22 protein-coding genes and 2 pseudogenes are annotated in these 26,179 nt (G+C 71.0%); 8 read left to right on the forward strand and 16 right to left on the reverse strand.

The genetic code is table 11. The features are described from left to right. Positions 1–38 precede the first annotated feature (38 nt). Positions 39–1,700, forward strand: a pseudogene (locus tag ACIOD1_RS16625) (NERD domain-containing protein); the annotation flags it as partial. Between the two features lie 28 nt (positions 1,701–1,728). Next, a pseudogene (locus ACIOD1_RS16630) lies at positions 1,729–3,171 on the forward strand (helicase-related protein); the annotation flags it as partial. A 620-nt stretch (positions 3,172–3,791) separates the two neighbouring features. Here the strand turns inward: ACIOD1_RS16630 and ACIOD1_RS16635 are convergent. Both ACIOD1_RS16635 and ACIOD1_RS16640 read right to left on the reverse strand, forming a co-directional pair. Continuing rightward, positions 3,792–5,123: a class I SAM-dependent RNA methyltransferase gene (locus tag ACIOD1_RS16635; RefSeq protein ID WP_401902903.1), complete on the reverse strand. Its 1,332-nt coding sequence runs from the start codon at positions 5,121–5,123 to the stop codon at positions 3,792–3,794. 118 nt (positions 5,124–5,241) lie between these two features. Beyond that, positions 5,242–7,296 carry an APC family permease gene (locus tag ACIOD1_RS16640; protein WP_365616460.1) on the reverse strand — a complete coding sequence of 685 codons (2,055 nt, stop codon included), beginning with the start codon at positions 7,294–7,296 and terminating at the stop codon, positions 5,242–5,244. A gap of 243 nt (positions 7,297–7,539) precedes the next feature. Here ACIOD1_RS16640 and ACIOD1_RS16645 point away from each other — a divergent pair, with 243 nt between their 5' ends. Then, positions 7,540–8,208 carry a TrkA family potassium uptake protein gene (locus ACIOD1_RS16645; protein ID WP_365616458.1) on the forward strand — a complete coding sequence of 223 codons (669 nt, stop codon included), beginning with the start codon at positions 7,540–7,542 and terminating at the stop codon, positions 8,206–8,208. Then, positions 8,205–8,870, forward strand: coding sequence for a TrkA family potassium uptake protein (locus tag ACIOD1_RS16650; RefSeq protein WP_365616456.1), 666 nt, complete (start codon positions 8,205–8,207; stop codon positions 8,868–8,870). Before ACIOD1_RS16645 ends, ACIOD1_RS16650 begins: the two co-directional genes overlap by 4 nt. A gap of 151 nt (positions 8,871–9,021) precedes the next feature. Here ACIOD1_RS16650 and ACIOD1_RS16655 read toward each other — a convergent pair whose 3' ends face one another. The 7 genes from ACIOD1_RS16655 to ACIOD1_RS16685 all read right to left on the reverse strand — a co-directional run bounded on the left by ACIOD1_RS16655 (position 9,022) and on the right by ACIOD1_RS16685 (position 15,690). Beyond that, positions 9,022–9,777 carry a DUF3159 domain-containing protein gene (locus ACIOD1_RS16655; protein ID WP_365616454.1) on the reverse strand — a complete coding sequence of 252 codons (756 nt, stop codon included), beginning with the start codon at positions 9,775–9,777 and terminating at the stop codon, positions 9,022–9,024. A 3-nt stretch (positions 9,778–9,780) separates the two neighbouring features. Further along, the gene (locus tag ACIOD1_RS16660) at positions 9,781–10,200 is read right to left on the reverse strand and encodes an OB-fold nucleic acid binding domain-containing protein (RefSeq protein WP_365616452.1); all 420 of its coding nucleotides are present in this window, start codon (positions 10,198–10,200) and stop codon (positions 9,781–9,783) included. A 24-nt stretch (positions 10,201–10,224) separates the two neighbouring features. Then, positions 10,225–10,911 (reverse strand): response regulator, encoded by a 687-nt coding sequence (locus tag ACIOD1_RS16665; RefSeq protein ID WP_365616450.1) that lies wholly within the window; start codon positions 10,909–10,911, stop codon positions 10,225–10,227. Next, a complete protein-coding gene (locus ACIOD1_RS16670) occupies positions 10,908–13,616 on the reverse strand; it encodes a sensor histidine kinase KdpD (RefSeq protein WP_365616448.1) in 2,709 nt (902 codons plus the stop codon). The genes ACIOD1_RS16665 and ACIOD1_RS16670 overlap by 4 nt, the downstream gene beginning before the upstream one ends. Before the next feature lie 163 nt (positions 13,617–13,779). After that, positions 13,780–14,562 carry a DUF3710 domain-containing protein gene (locus tag ACIOD1_RS16675; RefSeq protein ID WP_365616446.1) on the reverse strand — a complete coding sequence of 261 codons (783 nt, stop codon included), beginning with the start codon at positions 14,560–14,562 and terminating at the stop codon, positions 13,780–13,782. A gap of 1 nt (position 14,563) precedes the next feature. Next, positions 14,564–15,106 carry a dUTP diphosphatase gene (dut, locus tag ACIOD1_RS16680; RefSeq protein ID WP_365616444.1) on the reverse strand — a complete coding sequence of 181 codons (543 nt, stop codon included), beginning with the start codon at positions 15,104–15,106 and terminating at the stop codon, positions 14,564–14,566. Continuing rightward, positions 15,106–15,690 carry a PaaI family thioesterase gene (locus ACIOD1_RS16685; protein ID WP_401902905.1) on the reverse strand — a complete coding sequence of 195 codons (585 nt, stop codon included), beginning with the start codon at positions 15,688–15,690 and terminating at the stop codon, positions 15,106–15,108. Before ACIOD1_RS16685 ends, dut begins: the two co-directional genes overlap by 1 nt. 58 nt (positions 15,691–15,748) lie before the next feature. On the opposite strand from ACIOD1_RS16685, the gene ACIOD1_RS16690 reads away from it, so the two are divergent. Continuing rightward, complete coding sequence (locus ACIOD1_RS16690; protein WP_365616441.1) at positions 15,749–16,219, forward strand: DUF3093 domain-containing protein; 471 nt, start codon at positions 15,749–15,751, stop codon at positions 16,217–16,219. Between the two features lie 18 nt (positions 16,220–16,237). On the opposite strand, the gene ACIOD1_RS16695 is transcribed toward ACIOD1_RS16690, so the two are convergent. The 4 genes from ACIOD1_RS16695 to ACIOD1_RS16710 form a co-directional block, all read right to left on the reverse strand. Next, positions 16,238–17,161, reverse strand: coding sequence for a hypothetical protein (locus tag ACIOD1_RS16695; protein ID WP_401902908.1), 924 nt, complete (start codon positions 17,159–17,161; stop codon positions 16,238–16,240). Between the two features lie 9 nt (positions 17,162–17,170). After that, positions 17,171–17,467 (reverse strand): DUF4193 domain-containing protein, encoded by a 297-nt coding sequence (locus tag ACIOD1_RS16700; RefSeq protein ID WP_365616438.1) that lies wholly within the window; start codon positions 17,465–17,467, stop codon positions 17,171–17,173. A gap of 384 nt (positions 17,468–17,851) precedes the next feature. Continuing rightward, complete coding sequence (locus ACIOD1_RS16705; protein WP_365616436.1) at positions 17,852–19,096, reverse strand: HAMP domain-containing sensor histidine kinase; 1,245 nt, start codon at positions 19,094–19,096, stop codon at positions 17,852–17,854. Between the two features lie 4 nt (positions 19,097–19,100). Then, positions 19,101–19,754, reverse strand: coding sequence for a response regulator transcription factor (locus tag ACIOD1_RS16710; protein ID WP_365616434.1), 654 nt, complete (start codon positions 19,752–19,754; stop codon positions 19,101–19,103). A 273-nt stretch (positions 19,755–20,027) separates the two neighbouring features. On the opposite strand from ACIOD1_RS16710, the gene ACIOD1_RS16715 reads away from it, so the two are divergent. Beyond that, positions 20,028–20,201 (forward strand): hypothetical protein, encoded by a 174-nt coding sequence (locus ACIOD1_RS16715; protein WP_365616433.1) that lies wholly within the window; start codon positions 20,028–20,030, stop codon positions 20,199–20,201. Between the two features lie 142 nt (positions 20,202–20,343). Here the strand turns inward: ACIOD1_RS16715 and ACIOD1_RS16720 are convergent, their stop codons facing one another. Beyond that, positions 20,344–21,147: an inositol monophosphatase family protein gene (locus ACIOD1_RS16720; protein WP_401902910.1), complete on the reverse strand. Its 804-nt coding sequence runs from the start codon at positions 21,145–21,147 to the stop codon at positions 20,344–20,346. An 11-nt stretch (positions 21,148–21,158) separates the two neighbouring features. Next, entirely contained in the window at positions 21,159–22,319 is a 1,161-nt protein-coding gene (locus tag ACIOD1_RS16725; RefSeq protein WP_401902911.1) for a ferrochelatase, read from the reverse strand. Between the two features lie 184 nt (positions 22,320–22,503). Between ACIOD1_RS16725 and ACIOD1_RS16730 the strand changes: the two genes are divergently transcribed. Continuing rightward, the gene (locus ACIOD1_RS16730) at positions 22,504–23,769 is read left to right on the forward strand and encodes an MFS transporter (protein WP_365616429.1); all 1,266 of its coding nucleotides are present in this window, start codon (positions 22,504–22,506) and stop codon (positions 23,767–23,769) included. Then, positions 23,711–25,048, forward strand: coding sequence for a D-arabinono-1,4-lactone oxidase (locus ACIOD1_RS16735; protein WP_401902914.1), 1,338 nt, complete (start codon positions 23,711–23,713; stop codon positions 25,046–25,048). Before ACIOD1_RS16730 ends, ACIOD1_RS16735 begins: the two co-directional genes overlap by 59 nt. A 36-nt stretch (positions 25,049–25,084) precedes the next feature. Here ACIOD1_RS16735 and ACIOD1_RS16740 read toward each other — a convergent pair whose 3' ends face one another. Further along, positions 25,085–25,939, reverse strand: a complete 855-nt coding sequence (locus ACIOD1_RS16740) for a hypothetical protein (RefSeq protein WP_401902916.1) — start codon at positions 25,937–25,939, stop codon at positions 25,085–25,087. Positions 25,940–26,179: the final 240 nt, after the last annotated feature.

The following is a 26,179-nucleotide window of genomic DNA, read 5'->3' on the forward strand; positions in this document are numbered from 1 at the left end:
CAGCGCGTAGCAACGAAGTGACGAAGCGGGGGCCGCACATGCGGGAAGGCCGGTGGACCACGGTCACCGAGTCCGAGTACGAGCACGAGCACCGGGGCTTGGAGTCCATCCGCGAGAAACTTCCGGACTCCGACCCGTGGCGGGCCTGGTCGAACTTCACCTTCACCGCGAACACCGGGCACGTACGCGAGATCGATCTCCTCGTCATCACCCCCGGCGGCGTCTGCATGATCGAGCTGAAGAACTGGCACGGCGCTCTGACCAGCGAGAACGGCACCTGGGTCCAGACCACGCCCAACGGTCGCCGCGTCCCGCACGGCAACCCTCTCCACCTGGTCAACAAGAAGGCCAAGGAGCTGGCGGGGCTGCTCGGCCAGAACGGCAAGCGTGTCTGGGTCGCCGAGGCCGTCTGCTTCACCGCCGATGACCTGCGCGTACGGCTCCCCGCCCACGACGAGAACGGCGTGTACACCGTCACCGAGCTGGTGGCGATGCTGAACGAGCCCCCGCGCGACGAACGCCGGCGGATCACCGCCATCGACTCCCGCGAGATCAAGACGGCCCTGGAGCGGGTCGGCGTCCGCCCCAGCGACGCCAAGTACAAGGTCGGACCGTACGAGCTGAAGCGAAAGGCCTTCGACTCCGGCGAGACCTGGGCGGACTACCTGGCCGAGCACACTGAGCTCCCCGAGGTCGCCCGCGTCCGCATCTACCTGCGCGAGCGCGGCTCGGACAGCACCATCCGGCAGTCCGTGGAGAGTGCCGCCCGCCGCGAGGCGGCAGTCTTGCGCCGCTTCCGTCATCCCGGCGTCGTCCAGCTCAAGCAGTACGACCCGTCCGGGCATTCCTGGGGCCCTGCCCTGATCTTCGACTACCACCCGCAGACCCTGCGCCTGGACGAGTACCTCCTCCAGTACGGAGAGAAGCTCGACATCCTCGGCCGCATGGCCCTGGTCCGCCAGCTGGCCGAGACGATGCGCTCCGCGCACTCCAGCCGCCTCCACCACCGGGCACTCGCCGCCCGCTCCGTGCACGTCCTGCCGCGCAACCGCGGTCGCGACGGGCAGAGCATCGGCGAGGACGCCGCCTGGCTCTCCCCGCACCTGCAGATCTCCGACTGGCAGATCGCCACGCAGCGCAGCGGCACGGGCAGCTCCGGACAAGGCATGACCCGCTTCGCCCCGACCGCGCTGTCGGCGATGCACCTGCCGGAGGGCTCCGACCCCTACCTCGCCCCGGAGCTGACCGCCCTCAACGCCGACCCGGTCTACCTGGACGTCTACGGCCTCGGCGTCCTCACCTACCTCCTCGTCACGGGCAAGGCCCCGGCCGCCAGCCAGGCGGAACTCCTGACTCGCCTCGAAGCGGGCGAGGGCCTGCGCCCCAGCTCCCTCGTGGACGGCCTCTCCGAGGACATCGACGACTTGGTGCAGGCGGCCACCGCCTACCGGCCCGGCCAGCGGCTCTCCACCGTCGACGAGTTCCTGGAGATGCTGGAACTCGTTGAGGACTCCCTCACGGCCCCCGCCTCTCCTCCGGCCCCGGAAGCCCCCGAGAAGGACCCGCTCGAAGCCGTCGCAGGCGACGTATTCGGCGGTCGCTGGCAGGTTCGGCGCCGTCTGGGCACCGGCTCGACCAGCCGCGCCTTCCTCGTACGCGACCTCGAGGCCGAGGCCCGCGCTCTCGCCCGCTGCCGACCCGACCGTGGCCGCCGCAAACGGCAACCTCCGGCCGCCGGGCGAGGTGGAGCTGGACTACGTGGGCTCCCTCGACAACGCGTCCAAGTTGATCGCAGCTCTGCACAGGGGTGAGAAGCGGCTGGTGTTCTGCGAGTCCAGACGACAGGTGGAGGAGCTGGGAGCCGCTCTACGAGCACGCGAAGTGACGGTGTTCCTCTCGCACGCCTCGCTCTCGGCCGAAGAAAGAGCCCGGTCGGAACAGGCCTTCGCGGAGGCACGCGACTGCGTCATCGTCTCCACCTCCACATTGGAGCTGGGCATCGACGTGGGCGACTTGGACCGCGTCATCCAGATCGACTCGCCCCGTACCGTGGCATCCTTCCTTCAGCGCATCGGCCGTACCGGCCGGCGCTCGGGGACCACGCGCAACTGCCTGTTCCTCGCCACCACCAAGGACACCCTGCTACAGGCCGCCGCTCTCCTGCTGCTCTGGGGTCGCGGCTGGGTCGAGCCGGTGATCCCTCCGCCACAGCCGCGCCACCTCGTAGCACAACAGCTGCTCGCCGCCACGCTCCAACAGCACCGCATCGGTAACCGGACATGGGAAGGAATGTGGAACGGGCTGGCCCCGTTCGACGGATCGGCGGCTCCCATCCTGCGACACCTGGTGGACGAAGGGTTCCTCGACGAGGACGGCAGCATGCTCTTCATCGGTCCCGAGGCGGAGCGGCGATTCGGCCGCCGCCACTTCATCGAGCTGACCGCTTCCTTCACCGCTCCCCCGCAGTTCACGGTGCTATCCGGTCGTACCGAGATCGGGCAGACCGACCCTTCCGTGTTGACGGAGGAGCGGCCGGGCCCGCGCCGATTGCTTCTCGGCGGACGCAGCTGGCAGGTGACGTTCATTGACTGGGGACGCAAGCGGGCCTTCGTCGAGCCTGCCGATGGTGGCGGCGTCGCCAAGTGGACGGGCGGGTCGCTCGCCGGCCTCTCGTACGCCTTGACCCGCTCGATGCGCGACGTACTTCTCGGAGCAGACCCCCTGGTTTCTCTCACCCGTCGGGCCGGGGCATGCCTGATTGAGTGGCGCGAGGACGAAGCTCCTCAAATCACCCACGCTGACGGCTCCCTGATCACCCGGAGCGGAACGGATGTGCGGTGGTGGACATGGGCCGGCTACCGAGCGAACGCGACACTCGCTGCCACGCTTCCGTCGATCAGTGACCCAGTTCAACGGCCGACGGACTGCTACGTGCGGCTACGAGAAGACCTGACAGCCGACATGTGGCGAATGGCTCGTCTGGATGCTGACAACGGAAGCGCCCTGGTGCTACCTGATATCGACCACCGGGCGGTGCACGGCCTGAAGTTCTCAGCAGCGCTCCCCCAGCGTCTTGCGGTGGCCACCGTTGCCGCAAGGCTGGCCGACTTCGACGGAGCGCGCACGACACTGCAAGGTCCGGTCCGTTTCCATACCGGATCCCTCACGTGAGACGACGGCAGGCCTTGATACTGGCGGCGGTGTCTGGCGTCGTCAGTGCCACCGTTTGGCATTCGTCAGCCGCGAAGCGCCACACCGTCGAGGTGGCGTCTCAGGACGTCGTGCCCTGCTTGCCGCCTCAGGCAGAGACAGGACTTCGCCCCGGTAGGCGCAGCCCCCGAAGAGCCGTAGGGCACGGACACAGAGATCAGGGTCAGAAACGATTCGGCGGCGCCTCGCTTCGGAGCACGAGTGCCATGGACCACGATGTCGTCCACTGCCCAGTCTCGAACGGCTTGCACAGGTCGGGCAGTGACTCAGAGATACCGCTACGAGGACCGCTCACCTACTTAGGTGTTCGGACAGCAAAGGGCTACTCACCTACCAACCCCACCCCCATCACATCGGCCCGGCCACGTCCTTGGAGGTGGCCGGGCCGATGTGATGGGGGTTCAGAACGTGCGTCATTTGAGCGTCAGCAGCTTGAGGCGTGTCCAGACATCGCTACCGACGACCGCGGTTTTCCGTACTGAAACCGCAGGTCAAGCAGCCCTCGCAAGCTCCAACAGACCTTCACGCGTTGCGTGAACGGAAACAGGTCAAACAGCTGACGAGTGTCGAGAAACCGCAGGTCAGGCGCCCTTCGCCACCGGCTCCAGGATCGCCACGCACTCCACGTGGTGCGTCATCGGGAAGAGGTCGAAGACGCGGAGCGTGCGGACCTTGTAGCCGTTTTCCTTGAAGTAGCCCAGGTCGCGGGCCAGGGCCGCCGGGTCGCAGGCGACGTAGGCGATGCGGCGCGGGGTGAGGGCGGCGATCTGGCGGACCGTCTGCTTGCCGGCTCCGGCGCGCGGGGGGTCCAGGACGACCAGGTCGCACTCGGTGATGCCGGTCTTCGGGAGGATCTGCTCGACCTTGCCCTGCTCGATCCGGACCCGGGGGAAGTCGGCCAGGTTGTGCCGGGCGTCCTCCACCGCGCGCTTCGTGGACTCGATGCCGAGCACCGCGCCCGTGTCGCCGAGGCGCTCCGCGAGGGCGCCGGCGAAGATGCCGACGCCGCAGTAGAGGTCGAGGGCCATGTTGCCCTTGCGCGGCATCAGCCCCTGCATGACGGCCTTGATCAGGGTGTCGGCGGCCTGCGGGTGGACCTGCCAGAAGCCGCCCATGCCGACGCGGTACGTACGGCCGTCGGCGCGCTCGCGGACGAAGGGGCGGCCGTGGACCCGGTGGACCCCGCCGTCCTTCTCCTCCACGCGCAGGACCGAGACCGGCTTGTCCAGCTCGACCAGTGGCAGGCGGCCGCCGGGGCGCGGGGTCAGGACGACCTGACGGTCGCCGGAGCCCGAGGCGGCGATGGCCTCGACGGAGGCCATCTGGGGCCAGTCCTGCTTCTCGATGCCCAGCTCGCTGACGCCGGGAGCCGCGATCATGCAGTGGTCGACCAGCTCGATGTCGTGCGAGCGGTGCTTGCGCAGCCCCGCGTTGCCGTCCTCGTCGATCGCGAACTGGACGCGGGTGCGCCACTGCGGGACCTGCCCGGCCGGGAGCTTGTCGCCCTCGGCCGGCATGACGGTGCCGTCCCAGCCGGCTTCCTCGGGGGTGAGTCCGGCGAGCCGCTTGAGCTGCTCGGCGACGACCTCGCCCTTGAGCCGGCGCTGGGCGCCGGGCTTGGCGTGCTGCCAGTCGCAGCCGCCGCACTTGCCGGGGCCGGCGTACGGGCAGGGGGCCTCGACGCGGTCCTTGGAGGGGTCCAGGACGGTGATGGCGTCGGCGCGCAGGAAGCGGGAGTCCGACTCGCCCTCCGTCACGCGGGCGATGACCTTCTCGCCGGGCAGGGTGTGGCGGACGAACAGGACGCGGCCGTCGGCGGTGCGGGCGATGCAGTGGCCTCCGTGCGCGACGGGGCCGACCTCCACCTCGTACTCCTCCCCGACCAGTGACTGCTTCTCGTTCTGCTCGGTCATGGTGGGGAGGCTCCAGGAGATCAAGGGAAGGCAAAAAGGAAACGGCCGGACGACCGACCCACCAGTTTACGTGGATCTCGTCCGGCCGTTCACCACCCGCGGGGGCGGGCGGCGGATGCTACTTGCCCGCCGTGTCCTTCGGACGCGGGCGCGGGGTGTCGACGGGGCCGCGGCGCACGGCGCCCGGGGCGTTCCACTCGGCGCGCTTCTTGGCCCGCCGCTTGGCCAGCTCCGAGGACTCCAGCTGGTAGGGCACCGAGGTGACCATCACGCCGGGCGTGAACAGCAGGCGACCCTTGAGCCGCAGGGCGCTCTGGTTGTGCAGCAGGTGCTCGTACCAGCGGCCGACCACGTACTCGGGGATGTAGACGCTGACGGCGTCGCGCGGGTTCTCGCTGCGCAGGCCCTTGACGTACTCCACCACCGGGCGGGTGATCTCGCGGTAGGGCGAGTCGAGGATCTTGAGCGGGACGTTGATCCCGCGGCGCTCCCAGTCCGCCTTGAGCGCCTTGGTCTCGGCCGGGTCGACGCTGATGCTCAGCGCCTCCAGCGTGTCCGAGCGGGTCAGCTTGGCGAAGGCCAGGGCCCGCAGGGTGGGCTTGTGGACCTTGGAGACCAGGACGATCGAGTGGACGCGGGAGGGGCGCACGCTGTCGTCGCTGGGGCCTTCGGCGGCGGCGATCTCGGTGGCGACGCGGTCGTAGTGCTTGCGGATCGCCGACATCGTCCCGTAGAAGATCACCATGCCGAGCAGGGCGACCCAGGCGCCGTGGGTGAACTTGGTGGCGAGGACGACGACCAACACCATGCCCGTGAAGAAGGCGCCGAAGGTGTTGATGGCCCGCGAACGGTGCATGCGGCGGCGGGCGGCCTGGTCGTGCTCCGACCTCAGGTGGCGGTTCCAGTGCCGGACCATGCCGATCTGGCTCAGCGTGAAGGAGACGAAGACGCCGACGATGTAGAGCTGGATCAGCTTCGTGGAGTCCGCGTCGTAGATCCACACCAGCAGCATGGCCGCGCCCGCGAGGAGCACGATGCCGTTGGAGAACGCGAGCCGGTCGCCGCGCGTGTGGAGCTGGCGCGGCAGGTAGCGGTCCTGGGCGAGGATCGAGCCCAGCAGCGGGAAGCCGTTGTACGCGGTGTTGGCGGCCAGGAAGAGCACGAGCGCGGTGGCGGCGGCGAGCACGATGAACAGGAAGCTGCCGTTGCCGAAGACGGCCTCGGCCACCTGGGAGATCACCGGGTGCTGGACGTATTCGGGGCCGACCGGGACGCCGTTGTCGATGAGGTCGGTGGCGGGCTTCTCGGCCATCCTGACGTTGGTGGCCATGGCGAGGCCGATGATCCCGCAGAACATGGTGACGGCCAGGGCGCCCATCAGGGCGAGGGTGCTGGCGGCGTTCTTGCTCTTGGGCTTGCGGAAGGCCGGAACGCCGTTGCTGATCGCCTCCACGCCCGTCAGGGCGGCGCATCCGGAGGAGAAGGCGCGCAGGAGCAGGAAGACCAGCGCGAATCCGGCGAGCCCCTGATGTTCGGGCTTGATCTCCAGGTGGGAGGTCGGAGCCTCCATCGTTTCGCCCATCACGAGGCCGCGCCAAGCGCCCCACGCGATCATCACGAACACCGCGCCGACGAACACGTACGTCGGAATCGCGAAGAGGTTCCCGGATTCCTTCACACCGCGCAGATTCATCAGCGTGAGGAGCAAAATCATGATCATCGCCGAGAGCACCTTGTGCTCGATGACGAAATCGACCGCCGAACCCAGGTTCTCGACTCCGGAGGAGATCGAGACGGCGACGGTGAGGACGTAGTCGACGAGCAGGGCGCTGGCGACGGTGAGGCCGGCCTTGGGCCCGAGGTTGGTGTTGGCCACCTCGTAGTCGCCGCCACCGCTGGGGTACGCGTGGACGTTCTGCCGGTAGGAGGCGACCACCGTGAACATCAGCACGACGACCGCGAGCGCGATCCAGGGGCTGAAGTGGTACGCCGAGACACCGGCGATCGACAGGACCAGCAGGACTTCGCCGGGGGCATATGCCACCGAGGAGAGCGGGTCGGATGCGAACACGGGAAGGGCGATCCGCTTGGGGAGGAGCGTTTCCCCGAGGCGGTCGCTGCGTAGCGCCCGGCCGATCAGGATCCGTTTGGGCACGTCGGTCAGTTTGGACACGCAGAGGATCGTAAGCGTTCGAAATCCGGCCGGCGAACCCCCCGTCCCATATCCGGGGCAATGAGCTGCCCAAGAGCGGTCGAAGAGCAGTCGAAGAGCCCACTGTGCGGCACCGCCCGGGCACCAAACGGTCACACCGGTGACCGGCCGTGTGTAGCTTGGGCCATCGTCTGAGACCCTGTTTAGCCAGAGCATGCAATGAGGCTGGTAACCAGCGAGCCGCTGTCAGCCGGAAGGACGGCCGTGCACATCGTCATTATGGGCTGCGGAAGAGTGGGCTCCGCCCTCGCGCAGACCCTGGAACAGCAGGGTCACACCGTCGCGGTCGTCGACCAGGACCCCACCGCATTCCGCCGGCTCGGGGCTTCCTTCGGCGGCCGCCGCGTCACCGGGGTCGGATTCGACCAGGACACGCTGCGTGAGGCCGGGATCGAGGAGGCGGGCGCCTTCGCCGCGGTCAGCAGTGGTGACAATTCCAACATCATCGCCGCGCGCGTGGCGAGGGAGATGTTCGGCGTCGAGAACGTCGCCGCCCGCATCTACGACCCCAAGCGCGCCGAGGTCTACCAGCGCCTCGGCATCCCCACCGTCGCGACCGTACGGTGGACCGCCGACCAGATGCTCCGCAGGCTCCTCCCCTCGGGCGCCGAGCCCCTGTGGCGCGACCCCAGCGGCGGCGTCCAGCTCGCCGAGGTGCACACCTCCGCGGCCTGGATCGGGCACAAGATCAGCACGCTCCAGGAGGAGACCGGCGTCCGCGTCGCGTTCCTCACCCGACTGGGCGAGGCGATGCTGCCGACTTCGCAGACCGTCCTCCAGGAGGGCGACCTCGTCCACGTGATGATGCGCACGGACGAGATCGAAAAGGTTGAGGCGTCCTTCGCCGAGGGTCCTGAGGAGTCACACGCATGAGAGTCGCCATCGCCGGAGCCGGCGCCGTGGGCCGCTCCATCGCCGCGGAGCTGCTGGAGAACGGCCACGAGGTGCTCCTCGTGGACAAGGCGCCGACCGCCATCTCGGTGGAGCGCGTGCCGCAGGCCGAGTGGCTGCTGGCCGACGCCTGCGAGATCACCTCGCTCGACGAGGCCGCGTTGCAGCGCTGCAACGTGGTCATCGCCGCCACCGGTGACGACAAGGTCAACCTGGTCGTCTCGCTGCTCGCCAAGACCGAGTACGGGGTCCCCCGGGTCGTGGCGCGCGTGAACAACCCGAAGAACGAATGGCTCTTCAACGAGTCCTGGGGCGTCGACGTGGCCGTGTCCACGCCGCGCCTGATGTCGGCCCTCGTCGAGGAGGCCGTCAGCGTCGGTGACCTGGTGCGCCTGCTGCGCTTCAGCCACGGCGACGCCAACCTCGTCGAGCTGACCCTGCCGCCCGACTCCTCGGTCGCGGGCACCCAGATCGGCGACATCGCCTGGCCCGAGGACACCTCGCTCGTCACGATCATCCGCGGCAACCGGGTGCTCACCCCGCACGGCGAGGAGACCCTGGAGCCGGGCGACGAACTCCTCTTCGTGGCCGCGCAGGCCCGCGAGGAGCAGTTGGAAGACCTCCTCCAGGCCCGCCTCCCGTAACCCGGGCAACCCGGGCAAGCGCGACGACGGGGCGCACACGACGACCGGGCGCACACGACGACGAAGGGGCGGAGCAGCCGATCAGCTGCTCCGCCCCTTCACCCGTTCGGCGGGACGTCGCGGGTCGGACGGGTCCGACGGGTCCGACGGGTCAGATCCCGCGCTCCCGTGCCGCGGCGGCCTTGCGGGCCTTCTCCGCGACCTCCTCGGCCTCGTACTCGGCGATCACGTCGATCGGCGGCGGCGCCTTCGCCAGGAACATCCAGGTGAAGTAGACGGCCAGCACCATCGGCGGCAGCTTGAGGGCGATGAGCACCCAGCCGAGTTGCGTCGCGTCGCCCCACCAGTACAGCGGGAAGAGGATCGCGTACTTGGCGAGGAAGATCAGGCCCCACGCCAGGCTGGCCTTCGTGTACGCCTTCTTGCGGCCGGGGTTGCGGGTGCGCCAGGACAGGTTCTCCTTGAACACCGGCCCCAGGATCACCCCCAGCAGCGGGAAGCCCACCAGCGCCGAGAGCGTGAAGGCCACGCCCAGGCCGACGCCGTAGATCATGCCGGGCAGGTAGAAGCCCTTCGCGCTGCCCGTGAAGAGGGCGAAGGCCACGCCGACGGCCACGCCGAAGACCCCGCTGAAGGCGTGCTTGACGGTGTCCCTGCGGGCCAGGCGCACGATCACCAGCAGGACCGCGACGGCGCCCGCCGCGATCGCGGACATCTTCACGTCCTTGTTGATCGTGTAGATCATCACGAAGAGCAGGCCGGGGAGCATGGTCTCCACGGTGCCCCGGATGCCGCCGAAGGCCTCGAAGAGCGCCGCCTGCGTCACGGCGGCCTGATCGGCCTGGCTCGTGCCGTCGGAGCCGGGCTCCGGAGTGGCCGGGGTGGTCGGTTTGTCGAATGACGTCACCGGTTACTGCTCCTGTCCGAGCGGTCGAAGTTCGTACTTCGGGTTGAAGAGCACACGACGCCCGTGGCTCATCGAGATCCGCCCCGAGGCGATCATGCGCCGGCCGGGCTCGATTCCCACGATCGAGCGACGCCCGAGCCACACCACGTCCAGCGGGGCCGAGCCGTCGAACAGCTCGGCCTCCAACGCGGGAACCCCCGCGCGCGGCCGCAGGGTGACGGTACGCAGGGTTCCGGTCACCTTGACTATCTGGCGGTCGTGACAGTCGCAGATCCGCAGGCACCCCGCGGCTTCTGCGTCCTCCTGCAGCTCCGCCGAATGCAGCTCCTCCTGGGAGGTGGACAGCCGCTCTATCATCCGGCGGAACCGGCCCGCCGGCCTGGCCGGCTTCGCGGGCTTCTCGGGACGCGGTTCAGCACTCATACAGGAAGCGTACCGGCGCCCCGACTACCTCTCGAAGCGGTATCCCATGCCCGGCTCCGTGATGAAGTGCCGGGGGTGCGAGGGGTCCGCCTCCAGCTTCCGGCGCAGCTGCGCCATGTAGACGCGCAGGTAGTTGGTCTCGGTCCCGTACGAGGGCCCCCAGACCTCCTGGAGGAGCTGCTTCTGGCTCACGAGCTTCCCGCCGTTGCGCACCAGCACCTCCAGGAGGTGCCACTCGGTGGGCGTGAGGCGTACGTCGCGGCCCTCGCGCACCGCCTTCTTGGCGGCGAGGTCGACCGTGAACCCCTCGGTCTCGACGACCACCTCGTCCTCCCCGGCGCCGGCGGCGGGTTCGGCCCGGCGGACGGCCGCGCGCAGGCGGGCCAGCAGCTCGTCCATGCCGAAGGGCTTCGTGACGTAGTCGTCGGCGCCGGCGTCGAGGGCCTCGACCTTCTCGTCGGAGCTGTGCCGGGCGGAGAGGACCAGGATCGGCACCCGGGTCCAGCCGCGCAGCCCCTTGATCACCTCGACCCCGTCCATGTCGGGCAGGCCCAGGTCCAGCACGACCACGTCGGGGTGCCGGGCCGCCGCGAGCTCCAGGGCTCCGGCGCCGTCGAAGGCGGCGTCCACCTCGTACTTGCGCGCCTTGAGGTTGATCACGAGGGCTCGGACGATCTGCGGTTCGTCGTCCACCACGAGCACCCGGGTCATTGGGGTCCTGCCTTCTGTCGTTCGGAATCGGCGTGCTTCACGGGCGGCCGTACGGCTCGCACCGGCCCCACGGGTCCTACGTGCTCGGGTCCTACCTGCTCGCGTCCTTCGGGTCCGCGTCCCACGGCCTCAACGCGGCCGGACTCCCACCCGGTTCCCCCCGCACCCTCCGCGTCCGCCGCGACCACCGCGGGCGGGCCCTCCCGGGGCACCGCGCGCAGGGTGAGCACCATGGTCAGCCCGCCGCCGGGGGTGTCCTCGGCGGCGAGGGTGCCCGACATGGCCTCGGCGAAGCCCCGGGCCACGGCGAGCCCGAGACCCACCCCGGCCCCGCGCGGGGCGTCCCCGTGCCGCTGGAACGGGGCGAAGATGCGGTCCTTGGCCTCGTCGGGCACCCCGGGCCCCCGGTCCACGACCCGCACCTCGACCCGGTCCCCGAGGAAGCTGGCCGCGACCAGCACGGGCTCCCCCGGCGGGCTGTACTTGACGGCGTTCTCCACCACGTTGGCCACGGTCCGCTCCAGGAGCCCGGGGTCCACCGCGACCATCGGCAGGGTCTCCGGCACGTCGAGCAGCACGCTGTCCTCGGGTACGCCCCCCAGCGCCATCGGCACCACCTCGTCGAGGTCGATCTCCCGGATCAGCGGGGTCACGGTGCCCGTCTGGAGCCGGGACATGTCCAGGAGGTTCCCGATCAGGTGGTCGAGCCGGTCGGCGCCCTCCTCGATCCCGGCGAGCAGCTCGGCCCTGTCCTCCTCGGACCACTCCACGTCGTCGGAGCGCAGGGAGCTGACGGAGGCCTTGACGGTGGCGAGCGGGGTGCGCAGGTCGTGGCTGACGGCGGCCAGCAGGGCGGTGCGGATGCGGTTGCCCTCCGCGAGCCGGCGCGCCGCCCCGGCCTCCCCGACGAGGCGTTGGCGGTCCAGCACCACGGCGGCCTGGGCGGCGAAGGCGCCGAGCACCCGGCGGTCCTCCGCCGGCAGCACCCGCCCGGACAGGGCCAGGGCCATGTGGTCGCCGATCGGCATGTCGACGTCGGCGTCCTCGGGCCGGGCGGCCGGGTTCGGCCCGAGGCTGCCGGCCCGGGTCCAGGGCTCCACGTCCCCGGCGCGCTCCAGCAGGGCCACCGACTCCATGGCGAAGGTCTCCCGCACCCGCTCCAGCAGCGCGTCCAGGGCGGTCTCCCCGCGCAGCACGCTCCCGGCGAGGAAGGACAGGATCTCGGACTCGGCGCGCAGCCGGGCGGCCTGGTGGGTGCGCCGGGCGGCCAGGTCCACCACCGAGGCCACCGAGACGGCCACCCCGAAGAAGACGGCGATGGCCACGATGTTCTTGGGGTCGGAGACCGTGAAGCGGTGCAGCGGCGGCGCGAAGAAGTAGTTCAGCAGCAGGGATCCGAAGGCCGCCGAGGCCAGGGCCGGCCAGAGCCCGCCCAGGAGCGCGGAGGCCACCGTCAGGGCGAGGAAGAGCAGCATGTCGTTGGCGAGCCCGGGGTCGGCGTCGACGTGCGTCAGCAGCACGCACAGCGCCACGGGGAGGATCACCCCGACCACCCAGCCGGCCACGATCCGGGGCCGTCCGAGCCGGGCGGCGGAGCGGACCACGGGCAGTCCGCGCCCCTTGGCCACCTCCTCGTGGGTGACGATGTGCACGTCGAGGTCGGGCCCCGAGTCGCGGGCCACGGTGGCGCCCACTCCGGGCCCGAGCACGTACTGCCAGGTCTTGCGGCGGCTGGAGCCGAGCACGATCTGGGTGGCGTTGATCCCCCGGGCGAACTCCAACAGGGCTTCGGGGACGTTGTCGCCGATCACATGGTGAAACGTTCCGCCCAGGTCTTCGACCAGGGTCCTCTGGAGGGCCAGCTCCTTCGGCGAGGCCGAGGTCAGTCCGTCGCTGCGGGCGATGTAGACGGCGAGGATCTCGCTGCCGGAGCCCTTGGCCGCCATCCGTGAGGCCCGCCGGATCAGGGTGCGCCCCTCCGGTCCGCCGGTCAGCCCCACGACGATCCGCTCGCGGGCCTGCCAGGTCGAGCGGATGTCGTGCTCGCCCCGGTACTGCTGGAGGTACTCGTCGGCCCGGTCGGCCACCCACAGCAGGGCGAGTTCGCGCAGCGCGGTGAGGTTGCCGGGGCGGAAGTAGTTGGACAGGGCCGCGTCGACCTTGTCGGACTTGTATATGTTCCCGTGGGCCATCCGCCGGCGCAGGGCCTGCGGGGACATGTCGACCAGCTCCACCTGGTCGGCCCGCCGGACCACCTCGTCCGGCACGGTCTCCCGCTGCCGCACCCCGGTGATGGACTCGACGACGTCGCCGAGGGACTCCAGGTGCTGGATGTTCACGGTGGAGATCACGTCGATGCCGGCGCGGAGCAGCTCCTCCACGTCCTGCCAGCGCTTGGCGTTGCGCGAGCCCGGCACGTTGGTGTGCGCGAGTTCGTCCACCAAAGCGACGGCGGGGCGGCGCGCGAGCACCGCGTCCACGTCCATCTCGGTGAAGGCGGCGCCGCGGTACGTCAGCTCCGCGCGCGGCACCTGTTCGAGGCCGTGCAGCATGACCTCGGTGCGCGGCCGGCCGTGGTGCTCGACGAAGCCGACGACGCAGTCGCCGCCCCGTTCCACCTTGCGGTGGGCCTCCGAGAGCATGGCGTACGTCTTGCCCACACCGGGCGCCGCGCCGAGATGGATCCTTAGCCTGCCGCGTCCCATGCGCCCATTCTCGGGGACGTCCGCGCCCTTCACGCGCCGATGGGCGGCCGTCCGGCCATCCCTGACGCATCCCTGACGCACGAAGGCCGGTGGGTCCCGCTCCACGGGAGCGGGACCCACCGGCCGGAAACTTCCGTGCGCGGGGGCCCGTGGGGCCCGCGGGTCAGCGGACCTCGGTGATCTCCGGGCCGCGTTCCAGCTGGCCCATGCCACCGGAGAAGCGCGAGCCCTCCTGGTCCTCGACGGTCTGCACGCCGTCCGGAACCATCTGCGCGTCGTTCGGCAGCTTGAGGACGATCGGGTCGCGCGGGGCCATCGGGCCGTCGCCGCGCAGGACGACGGTCTCGCGGAAGATCTGCTCCAGCACGCCGGCCGACTCCGGGCGCACCGCGCCCTGGCCGGAGATCACGCCGCGCAGGAACCAGCGCGGCCCGTCGACGCCGACGAAGCGCACCAGCTGGGCGCCCTTCTGGCCGTCGGGCAGCGGTACGGGGACCTGCGCGCGCAGCTCCCAGCCCAACGGACCCTCGACCTCGTCGATGATGCCGCCCTGCTGGGTGATGCCGGAGGCGATCTCGTCGCGGACCTCGCCCCAGATGCCCTCCTTCTTGGGGGCGGCGAAGGCCTGCAGTTGTACGGCACTGTCGCCGAGGACCACGGTGGCGGCCACGATCGCGTCACCGGCGACCTCGACGCGCAGCTCCATGCCCTCGACACCGGGTACGAGGATGCCGCCCAGGTCGACGCGACCGTCGGCCGGGTTTCCGGGCACCTCGGAGAGGTCCCACGGGCCGTCGGGCCGCGGGGCCGGAGGCAGGTTCAGCCTGCGCGGCTTGGCGGAGTCGAGCCCGTCGGCGTCGACCTCCTCATCGGCGCGCGCGCCGTCGACCTGCTCGGTCGCGCCGCCGTCCTTGACGGAGTCGTTCTTCTTGCGACGTCCGAACACGTCACTGTCCTTCCCGGTCGGTTACGACCGAAGCGTAGCCATTCCCACCCTGCTGACCAGCGCCGGATCCGGCCACGGCCGCATGACCGCCGGTGGAGCCGAACCCCCCGTCGGCCCGAGCCGAACCGGGAAGCTCCTCCACCTCGTGGAAGCGCACCTTCTCGACCCGCTGGACAACCAGCTGGGCAATGCGGTCGAAACGCTCGAACCTGACGCTCTCGCGCGGGTCGAGATTGACCACGATCACCTTGATTTCCCCACGGTACCCGGCATCCACCGTCCCCGGGGCATTCACGAGCGCGAGGCCGCAGCGGGCGGCCAGGCCCGAGCGGGGATGCACGAAGGCGGCGTAGCCGTCGGGCAGGGCGATGGAGACTCCGGTGGGCAGTACCGCCCGCTCGCCGGGCTGCAACTCGGCGGCGACGGTGGTCACCAGATCGCAGCCGGCGTCGCCGGGGTGCCCGTACGCGGGCAGGGGCACCTCGGGGTCGACGCGGCGGATCAGCACGTCGACGTCGTGGCGCGTGTGGTTGTTCTGGGACATCAGGGGTTCACCTCGAAGGCGCGTGCGCGCCTGACCTGGTCCGGGTCGGACATCGCCGCCCGGATCTCCTCGGGTCGACCGTTGTCGATGAAGTGGTCGACCTTCACCTCGACGAACAGGGCCTCGGCGCGTACGGCCACCGGGCCCTGCGGGCCGCCTATCCTGCCGACGGCCTTGGAGTAGATCTTCCGCCCGGCGACGGCGGTGACCTCGGCCTCCAGGTACAGCACGGTGTCCACGGGCACGGGCCGCACGAAGTCGGTCTCCAGCCGGCCGGTGACCGCGATGACGCGCAGCAGCCAGTTCAGGGAGCCCAGCGTCTCGTCGAGCGCGGTGGCCAGCACCCCGCCGTGGGCGAGTCCGGGGGCACCCTGATGAGCGGGCTTGACGGTGAACTCGGCGCTGACGCGCACGCCCTCGCCGGCGCGGGCCTCCAGGTGGAGCCCGTGGGGCTGGCCCTCGCCGCAGCCGAAACAGTGTTCGTAGTGCGCGCCGAGGAGCTCCCCGGGGGCCGGGGCGTCGGGATGCCGGACCGGGGCGACGGCATCGGCCGGGGGTGTCAACGCTGTGTTTCGTCCACTCACAGCCGCAGACCTTACCCGCGCGGCTACCCGCCGGTCGCCGCGTGGGAGGCTTGCCCGCATGCAGCTCTCCCCCGCGCACCACGACGAACGCCTGTCCGCCCCCCGCTCCTGGTGGGGCATCGCCGCCCTGGCCGGGCTGGCCTGCGCGCTGATGCTCCTGCCGCTGGGAACGCTGCCCGCGCTGGCGGGGCTGGTCGGGGGCGCGGCGCTGACGGGGATGCTGGTGAGTTCGTACGGTTCCGCGCGCGTGCGCGTGGTCAACGGTTCCCTCGCGGCGGGCGATGCCCGGATCCCGGTGACGGCCCTGGGCGAGCCCGAGGTGCTGGAGGCGGAGGAGGCGCGGGCCTGGCGTACGTACAAGGCCGACATGCGCGCCTTCATGCTGATGCGCAGCTACGTCCCGACGGCGGTGCGGGTCGAGGTCACCGACCCGGAGGACCCGACCCCGTACGTCTACCTGTCCACGCGGGAGCCGCAGGCCCTGGCGGCGGCGATCCGGGCGGCGAAGGAGTCTCCCGCGCAGCTCTGATCGGCTGCGTCGGTCGCGTCAGCCGTGGTCCGGACCTTCGAGGGCGGCCCTGATGGCCTCGGGAAGGGGCTGGGAGGGCTGTTCCAGGGGCGGTAGGGCCGCGAGGGTCTCCCAGGGCACGGCGCGGCTCCGCAGGTCTCCACGGACCTTCTCGGCGACTTTTCTGGTGTCCCTGTTGTTCATGACCGCTCCGACGGCGGCGCCCACCATGAAGGGCATCAGGTTGGGCAGGCTGCGGAACATCCGCTTGGTGACCTGCTGGCGCAGTTCGCGCTTCATCTGACCGCCGAGCGCCGCGTTGAGCGTCGTCGGTTTGGTCAGGTCGATCCCGCGCTCCTCCGTCCATGCCGTGAGGTAGGCGAAGCTGCGGTCCTTCAGGGCGCCGGGCGGTCGCTGCCCGTACACCTCGTGGAGTTCGGCGACGAGCTTCAGCTCGATCGCCGCGACGCTGGTGATCTCCGCGGCCAGCTCCGCCGGCATCGCGGGCGGAACCGGCAGCATCGCCGCCGCGCCGATTCCCGCGCCGACGGCCGAGGCCGCGTGCGCGGCGCCGTTGATGAGCTTGTCGGCCAGTTGGTCGGGGCCCAGACCCGGGAACTGCGCGCGCAGCGTCGCGAGGTCCCGTACGGGAACGCGCGGGGCGTTCTCGATGATCCGGTCGGCGATGTACAGGGCGGCGGCCTTCGCTCTTTCGCCGCCCTTGCGCACACCGTTCCTGACGGCCCGCATCCGGCGCGAGCCGGATCCGTCCCTCACCTCGACGCCCGCTGTGGCCTGCGGCACCGCGGGAGCGGTGTCGAAGGGCACGACGGCCGTCGTCTCTGGGGCGGGTTCGCCGGAGGCGCCGGGGCCCGTCTCCGGGCCCGTGGCGGCAGCCTGCTTCTCCGCCGGATCGCCCGACTTACGGAAGCGCAGCTTCCGAAAGGGTGCCGAACCGGTCATGGCCGAGGCCTAGTCGCAGTCTCGGCAGATGGGCTGACCGTTCTTCTCGCGGGCCAGCTGGCTGCGGTGGTGGACCAGGAAGCAGCTCATGCAGGTGAACTCGTCAGCCTGCTTGGGCAGCACCCGGACGGACAGTTCCTCACTGGAAAGGTCCGCGCCGGGCAGCTCAAGGCTCTCGGCTCCGTCGTAGTCCTCGGAATCGACGCTGGCCGAGGTCTTCTCGTTGCGCCGGGACTTCAGCTCTTCGATGCTGTCGTTGTCGACGTCATCGTCGGTCTTGCGTGGGGTGTCGTAGTCCGTTGCCATTTTTTCGCTCTCCCCCTCTGGGATTTAGCGGTGTCTCAGCGCACGTAACGCGCGAGAGGCCGGACTTGTGCCCGACCTGAGGCGGAGATTTTGCCTCACATCAAGGTCTGTTACTCAATCGACACCCAGCGGCACGCCCGAGGGGGCTCGCAGCTGGGATGACGACCGGGACCGTACACGGTCCGGGGGCCGTCTTGCACAAACGCCACCCCGTGTATTTCCCGCCGTCAGGGGGGCCGGAAACCCGGACTTCCCGGGCTTTCCGGCCCTCCGGGGGTCACCGAACGCACATGACCCGACACTCGACAATGTGATCGATCACACAAGCACCACCCGCCACCCCGTTCGGTCGTTCCGCCCAGAGCGAACAGGGGCCCGAGTGGATCAAAGGGGCAACGTGACACGCATCACGAGGCCACCGCCCTCACGAGGGGTCGCGATGATCCGGCCGCCGTGTGCGCGCGCCACGGAGCGCGCGATCGACAGACCGAGCCCGACCCCCTTGTCGCTGCCCGTTCGCTCCGTACGCAGCCGTCTGAACGGCTCGAAGAGGTTGTCCACCTCGTACGCGGGAACCACGGGACCCGTGTTCGATACCAGGAGTACCGCCTGACCGTGCTGGACCTCGGTGGTGACGTCCACCCAACCGCCCTCCGGCACGTTGTACCGGACGGCGTTCTGCACCAGGTTCAGGGCGATGCGCTCCAGCAGGACCCCGTTGCCCTGGACCACGGCCAGGGCGCGCTCGCCCCGGATCTCGACGCCCTTGGCGGTGGCCTCCCCGCGCGCCTGGTCGATGGCGCGCGAGGCCACCTCCGCCAGGTCGACGGGTTTGCGCTCCACGATCTGGTTCTCGCTGCGGGCCAGCAGCAGCAGGCCCTCCACGAGCTGCTCGCTGCGCTCGTTCGTCGCCAGGAGGGTCTTGCCCAGTTGCTGGAGCTCCACCGGGGCCCCGGGGTCCGAGAGGTGCACCTCCAACAGGGTCCTGTTGATCGCCAGGGGGGTCCGCAGCTCGTGCGAGGCGTTGGCCACGAAGCGCTGCTGGGCCGTGAAGGCCCGCTCCAGGCGGTCCAGCATCTCGTCGAAGGTGTCGGCGAGCTCCTTGAGCTCGTCGTCCGGCCCGTCCAGCTCGATCCGCCGGGTCAGGTCGGAGCCGACCACGCGCCGGGCGGTACGCGTGATCTTGCCCAGCGGCGAGAGCACCCGGCCGGCCATCGCGTAGCCGAAGGCGAAGGCGATGATGCTGAGGCCGAGGAGGGCCATCAGCGACCGGCTGAGCAGGTCGTCCAGCGCGTGCTTGCGCTGGTCGAGGATGCACTGCCCGATCGCGGCGTTGAACTGGTCGATCGACTGGTCGATGCCCACGCCGGGGCAGGTCGTGCTGGAGACCTCGACCTTCTGCCCGCCGACGATCTTGAACGGCAGGGCGTTGCCCTCCCGCAGCGCCTGGGCGGCCAGCAGGTAGATGATCGACAGCAGCAGGATCCCGGCGATCAGGAACATCCCGCCGTACAGCAGCGTGAGCCGTATGCGGATGGTCGGCCTCAGCCAAGGGAAGGGACCCTCGGGCTGGCCGGGGTCCCACGTGGGTTTCGGTGGCGCAGCCGGTGGCGCCGGAGTAGCGGCCACGCGGTCAGATCCGGTATCCGGAGCCGGGCACGGTCACGATGACGGGCGGCTCCCCCAGCTTGCGGCGCAGGGTCATCACGGTCACCCGGACCACGTTGGTGAACGGGTCGGTGTTCTCGTCCCAGGCCTTTTCCAGCAGCTGCTCGGCGGAGACCACGGTCCCCTCGCTGCGCATCAGCACCTCCAGCACCGCGAACTCCTTGGGTGCGAGCTGCACCTCCTTGCCCTCCCGGAACACCTCGCGCCGGTTCGGGTCCAGCTTGATCCCGGCCCGCTCCAGTACGGGGGGCAGCGCCACGGTGGTGCGCCGGCCCAGCGCCCGGACGCGGGCGATCAGCTCGGTGAAGGCGAAGGGCTTGGGCAGGTAGTCGTCCGCCCCCAGCTCCAGGCCCTCGACGCGGTCGCTGACGTCACCGGAGGCGGTCAGCATCAGGACACGGGTCGGCATGCCGAGTTCGATGATCTTCCGGCAGACGTCGTCACCGTGCACCAGCGGAAGGTCGCGGTCGAGCACGACCACGTCGTAGTCGTTCACCCCGACGCGCTCCAGGGCGGCGGCGCCGTCGTACACGACGTCCACGGCCATGGCTTCCCGGCGCAGGCCGGTGGCCACCGCATCGGCGAGCAGCTGCTCGTCCTCGACGACGAGTACGCGCACGTCGTTTCCTTCCTTCGAGCCCAGAAGGGCACACGTGTATGGCGCGTCCATCCTGCCGGTTTCGGCCGTAAACCGGCTGTAAGGCGACCTGCGGGGCCTGCCGGACAGGTGTACGGCGAGGGGCGGCCGGGACAGAAGTGAGGATTCCCTCGCCTTACGAGGTTTCTGTGCCCGGGGTGCCGGGGAAGACGACAGCACACCCCAACCACTCCCTGACGGCGGGCTCCTCCGTGCTCGCCCGCCGCCGACCCATGAAGAGGGGGCGCACCCACCATGGACGCATTCACCGCGGGACTCCTGCAGCGCATCCAAGCCACGCAGTCGGACCTCAGCAAGGCCCGTGAGACGGGCGACGACTACCTCGCGGACGTGGAACAGGCCGAGCTGGAGGACCTCCAGCGACTCGCGGCGGAACACGGCGTGGCGGTGGCGGTCCCGGCCGCCTGACCCACCCCCACCGACGCGGGCGCCACCCGGCCCACCGACCCGACGACCCACCACCGCAGCACCCTCACCGGAGTACCGCAGCACGCCACGGGACCCCGGCCGCCGGACAGGGCGGCCGGGGTCCCGTGGCGTGTGCGCGGCCTCAGTCGTGCCAGGCCCCGGCCTCCTCCAGCAGCGGCAGGAGCGAGGCGTACACCGCCGGGGTGGCCGCCACCGTCAGCTCCCCGGAGGCCGGCTCGCCGCTCCGGCCGCCGGTCAGGGCCCCCGCCTCGCGGGCGATCAGCTCGCCCGCCGCGAGGTCCCAGGGGTTCAGCCCGCGCTCGTAGTACCCGTCGAGGCGCCCGGCGGCGACGTCGCACAGGTCCAGCGCCGCCGAGCCTCCGCGCCGGATGTCCCGTACGAGCGGGATCACGCGGGCGACGACCTCGGCCTGGTGCGCCCGCCGGGTCTGGAGGTAGCCGAAGCCGGTGGCGATCAGCGCCTGCTCCAGCGGCGCGGCCGGCCTGCACTCCAGCCGGGTGGTGCCCATCAGGGCCCCACCGCCCAGGACGGCCCGGTACGTCTCCCCGCGCATCGGGGCCTCGACCACCCCGACGACCGTCTCGCCCCGGTACTCGGCGGCGATCGACACCCCCCAGCCGGGCAGGCCGTAGAGGTAGTTGACGGTGCCGTCGAGCGGGTCGACGATCCACCGCACCCCGCTCGTGCCCGCGATGTCGGCGCCCTCCTCGCCCAGCAGCCCGTCCGCGGGCCGCCGCTCGGCGAGGACGCCGGCGATCAGCTTCTCGGCCGCGATGTCCATCTCGGTGACCACGTCGATCGGGCTGGACTTGGTCGCGGCCACCGCCAGGTCCGCAGGTCGGCCGTCCCGCAGCAGTTCGCCGGCCCGCCGGGCGGCCTCCAGCGCCACGTCCAGCAGTTCGGCCTTCAGCTCTTCTGAGATCACTCTCTCGCTCCCTACGCGTACGGACTGTCGGCGCCCGCGGCCGCCGGCCGGGGCGTCCGCGCCGGGCAGCAGCCCACGGCGCAGAGGTCGTGACCGGGCCCGAGCAGCCCGAGGGCGCGGCGCCGGACTTCCTCGCCGCGTTCGCCGGCGGCCCGCTCCAGCAGGAGTTCGCGCACCGCCGCGGCGAAGCGGGGGTCGGCGCCGACGGTGGCGGAGCGGGCGACGGGCAGGCCCAGCTCGGCGGCCTTCGCGGTGGCCTCGGTGTCGAGGTCGTACAGGACCTCCATGTGGTCCGAGACGAACCCGATGGGCACCATGACCGCCGCAGGGGCGCCTGAGGCGTGCAGCGCCTCCAGGTGGTCGCAGATGTCCGGTTCCAGCCAGGGGATCTGGGGGGCGCCGCTGCGCGACTGGTAGACCAGCTCCCACGGCCGCTCGGTGCCCGTCTCGGCGTGGACCGCGTCGGCGATCACCTTCGCCACGTCCAGGTGCTGGCGGACGTAGGCCCCGCCCTCGCCGTGCCCCTCCACTGGGCCGGAGGTGTCCGCGCCGGCGGTCGGGATGGAGTGGGTGGTGAAGACCAGGTGGGCGCCGTCGCGCACCTCGTCGGGGAGCCCGGCCAGGGCGGCGAGGACCCCGTCGATCATGGGCTGTACGAAGCCGGGGTGGTTGAAGTAGTGCCGCAGCTTGTCCACCCGGGGCAGCTCGGCCACGCCCTCCGCGGCCAGGGCGGCGAGCGAGTCGGCGAGGTTCTCGCGGTACTGGCGGCAGCCCGAGTAGGAGGCGTAGGCGCTGGTGGCCAGCACCGCGATGCGGCGGCGGCCGTCGGCGGCCATCTCGCGCAGCACGTCGGTCAGGTACGGGGCCCAGTTGCGGTTGCCCCAGTACACCGGCAGGTCCAGCCCGTGGGCGGCGAAGTCCTCGCGCAGCGCGTCGAGCAGTTCCCGGTTCTGCCCGTTGATCGGGCTGACCCCGCCGAAGCCGAAGTAGTGCTGCCCGACCTCCTTCAGCCTCTCGCGCGGGATCCCGCGCCCGCGCGTGACGTTCTCCAGGAACGGCACGACGTCGTCGGGGCCCTCGGGGCCGCCGAAGGACAGCAGCAGGAGGGCGTCGTAGGGGGCGGCGAGGCCGTCGGCCACGGGCGCTTCGGGGGTACGGAGCTGGTCTGACATGCCTCGAATCCTGCCACTCGGGCCTCGCGCGGGAGAATTCGACCGGTCCGCATCGCGGACGCGTCGATGCGAGGTCACCCTGGGATGGAGACCCGGCCGCACGTTCCCGTGCCCGAAACCCGTACGGATGTCCGGTGGGCGGTCGTAATCTGTACGGGCCACAGACGTCCCTTACGGAGACACCTTGCCCAGTCCCTACCGCGCGATCTTCGCGGCCCCCGGCACCAGGGGCTTCAGTGCCGCCGGCCTCATAGGCCGGCTGCCACTCTCGATGGTGGGCGTCGGCGTCCTGACGATGATCTCCGAGATCACCGGCCGCTACGCGATGGCCAGCGCGCTCACCGGCACCCTGGCCCTCGCCGCCGCGGTGATCGGCCCCCAGGTCTCCCGGCTGGTGGACCAGTACGGCCAGCGCCGCGTCCTGCGCCCCGCCACCCTGGTCTCCGTCACCGCGGTCGCCGGACTGCTCCTGGCCGCCGCCAACGGCCTCCCGGACTGGACCCTCTTCGTCTGCGCGGCGGTCGCGGGCTGCGTACCGAGCGTCGGCTCGATGGTCCGCGCGCGCTGGACCGTGCTCTACCGCGACTCCCCCCGCTCACTGCACACGGCCTACTCCTTCGAGTCGGTCGTGGACGAGGTCTGCTTCATCTTCGGCCCGATCCTCTCCATCGGGCTGTCCACCGTCTGGTTCCCCGAGGCGGGTCCGCTGTTCGCAGCCGTCTTCCTGGCCGTCGGCGTGTGGCTGCTCACCGCCCAGCGCTCCACCGAGCCCGCCCCGCACCCCCGCGACGCACACACCGACCGGGCCTCGGCCCTGCGCTCCCCCGGCCTCCAGGTGCTGACGGCCACCTTCGTCTCGACCGGCGCGATCTTCGGCTCGATCGACGTGTCCACGCTCGCCTTCGCCGACGAGCAGGGGAGCAAGTCCTCCGCCAGCCTCGTCCTGGCCATCTGGGCGCTGGGGTCCTGTATCGCCGGAATCGTCTTCGGCCTGTTGCACCTCAAGGGCAGTGCCGAACGCAGGTGGGTACTGGGCATATGTGCGATGGCCGTGAGTATGATCCCCCTCCTACTGGCCGGGAACCTTCCGTTTCTGGCCGTGGCGCTCTTCGTCTCGGGCCTCGCCATCGCTCCCACGATGATCACCACGATGGCCCTGATCGAGGCGCACGTCCCGCGCACGAAACTCACGGAGGGCATGACCTGGATCAGCACCGGCCTCGCGGTCGGTGTCGCGCTCGGGTCCTCCGTGACCGGCCTGGTCATCGACGCGGCCGGAGCGCAGCGCGGGTACGTCGTCTCCATCTCGTCGGGGGTCGTCGCGGCGGCGGTGGCGTTCGCGGGTTACCGCCGGCTGAGGAAGCCGGCGCAAGGGGAGGAGCCTGCCAGCGATGGCGCAGACAGCGAAAGCACGGGCAGCGGGGACGAGCGGGCCGACCGCGTGGCGTAACTGGGCGGGGAACGTCACCGCCACCCCCGCCCGCGTGGTCACCCCGGCCTCGGTCGGGGAACTCCGCGAGACGGTCCGCCGGGCCGCCGAGGAGGGGCTGCGGGTGAAGGCGGTCGGCACCGGCCACTCCTTCACGGCGGCCGCCGCGACGGACGGGGTCCTCGTACGGCCCCAGGCGCTGACCGGGATCCTCTCGGTCGACCGGGCGGCCGGGACCGTGACGGTGGCCGCCGGCACGGTCCTGGAGGACCTGAACCGGGCCTTGGCGGAGCAAGGCCTGTCGCTCACCAACATGGGCGACATCATGGAGCAGACGATCTCCGGGGCGACGAGCACGGGCACCCACGGCACCGGCCGCGACTCGGCCTCCATAGCCGCCCAGATCCGGGGCCTGGAACTGGTCACGGCGGACGGCGGGCTGCTGGCCTGCTCGGAGAAGGTCGAGCCGGAGGTCTTCGCGGCCGCCCGGCTGGGCATCGGGGCGCTCGGCATCGTCACCTCGATCACCCTCGCGGTGGAGCCGCTGTTCTTCCTGACCGCCCGTGAGGAGCCGATGCCCTTCGACCGGGTGACGGCCGAGTTCGACCAGCACGTCGCGGAGAACGAGCACTTCGAGTTCTACTGGTTCCCGCACACCGGCAACTGCAACACCAAGCGCAACAACCGCAGCCAGGGTCCCGCCGCCCCGCCCGGCGCCGTCAGCGCCTGGGTCGAGGACGAGCTGCTGTCGAACGGCATCTTCCAGGCCGTCAACTCCCTGGGCCGCGCGGTCCCGGCGGCCATCCCGGCCATCGCCCGCGTCGCCAGCCGCGCGTTGTCCGCGCGGACCTACACGGACATCCCGTACAAGGTGTTCACCAGTCCGCGCCGGGTGCGGTTCGTGGAGATGGAGTACGCCGTCCCGCGCGAGCGGCTGGTCGAGGCGCTGCGGGAGCTCAAGGCGATGGTCGACCGCTCGCCGCTACGGGTCAGCTTCCCCGTCGAGGTGCGCACCGCCCCGGCGGACGACATCACCCTGTCGACGGCCTCGGGCCGGGAGAGCGCCTACATCGCGGTCCACATGTACCGGGGCACCCCGTACCAGGCCTACTTCACGGCGGCCGAGCGGATCTTCACCGCGCACGGCGGCCGGCCGCACTGGGGCAAGGTGCACACCCGGGACGCGGAGTACCTGGCCGGGGCCTACCCGCGCTTCGGGGAGTTCACCGCGCTGCGCGACCGGCTGGACCCGGACCGGCGGTTCGGCAACGACTATCTGCGGCGGGTGCTGGGCGACTGAGCCGGGCGGCGGGGCGCCGGGGCTCCCGGGCGGAGTTCAGGGGGTGGCCCCCGACGGGCCGCCGGCTCCCTGGCCGCCGGCGCTTGGGCCGCCCGCTCCCTGCCCGGAACCGCCTCCGCCGGTGGCCCCGCCGGTCCCGGGCGTGGGGCCGGGCGGAGTGGGCTTCACGGGATCGGGCTGCGGGCTCGGGTCCACGGGCGCGCTCTTCTGCGGCGAGGGGCTGGTGCCCGGGTCCGGACTCCGCTCCCCGCCGGTGCCGCCCCCCTGGTGGGACCGGGAGGGGGTCGGCGAGGTGCCGGTGTGCGGAGTGCCGCCGTCCTTTCCGCCCTTCTCCCCCTCGCCCCCGCCGTCCGGGTCGTTCTTCGTCGGGGAGGGCCGGTGGTCGGCGGCCTTCTTGACCCCGCCGGTCAGGAGGGTCCCGCCGTCGCTGCTGATGGAGGTGCCCGCGACGGCCTCGTACGTCCCGAGGCCGCCGATGGCCAGGGCGAAGGCGAGCCCGGAGGCCACGGCCGTGCGCTTGACCCCGCGCCGGCGGGTGCCGTGCACCGTCGCCTCGCCGAACTCCCCGTCGGACGGGGCCCCGGCGGCGAGGACGGCGGTCTTGTCCCCGGCCGGCCGCTCCCCCTCGAAGGGGGGCACCTGACGGCTCCTGGGACGGGCGTTCTCGCGGATCTGGTCGCCGGTGCGCCGGAAGAAGTGCTGGATGACCGGTCCGCCCGCGGTGGCGACCACGCTCACCACGCCCGCCCCGAGGATCGTCCCGTAGACGCCCATCTGCGAGGCGAGCAGGGCCGCGGCGACGGTGGCGAGCGAACTGCCGGCCACCTGAGCCGCGCTCAGATCGAGCTTCTTCTTCTCCGGTTCGACATCCGACGCCGTCTTCTGACCCATCGCCATCCCCTGCGTGTCCCGCCTCTCGCGCTTCTCCTCTTTCAGGAGTTACTGACCGCTGAGCGAAACGGATAGTTCCGGATCTGGGGATTCTGTGAAGCAAGACACCCGAAATCGGACGCGCACGCTGGTCGGCCCGCCAGTGGGCCCGATTTCGGGCAGCCCAACTCCCGCCGCCCGAGACAACTTCGGCGGCGCGGCGGTCCACCCGGGTGGCCCGAATGGAGTACTGTGGCGAGC

Origin of the sequence: Streptomyces sp. NPDC088097 (assembly GCF_044741845.1) — a bacterium.
Classification (GTDB): Bacteria; Actinomycetota; Actinomycetes; order Streptomycetales; family Streptomycetaceae; genus Streptomyces.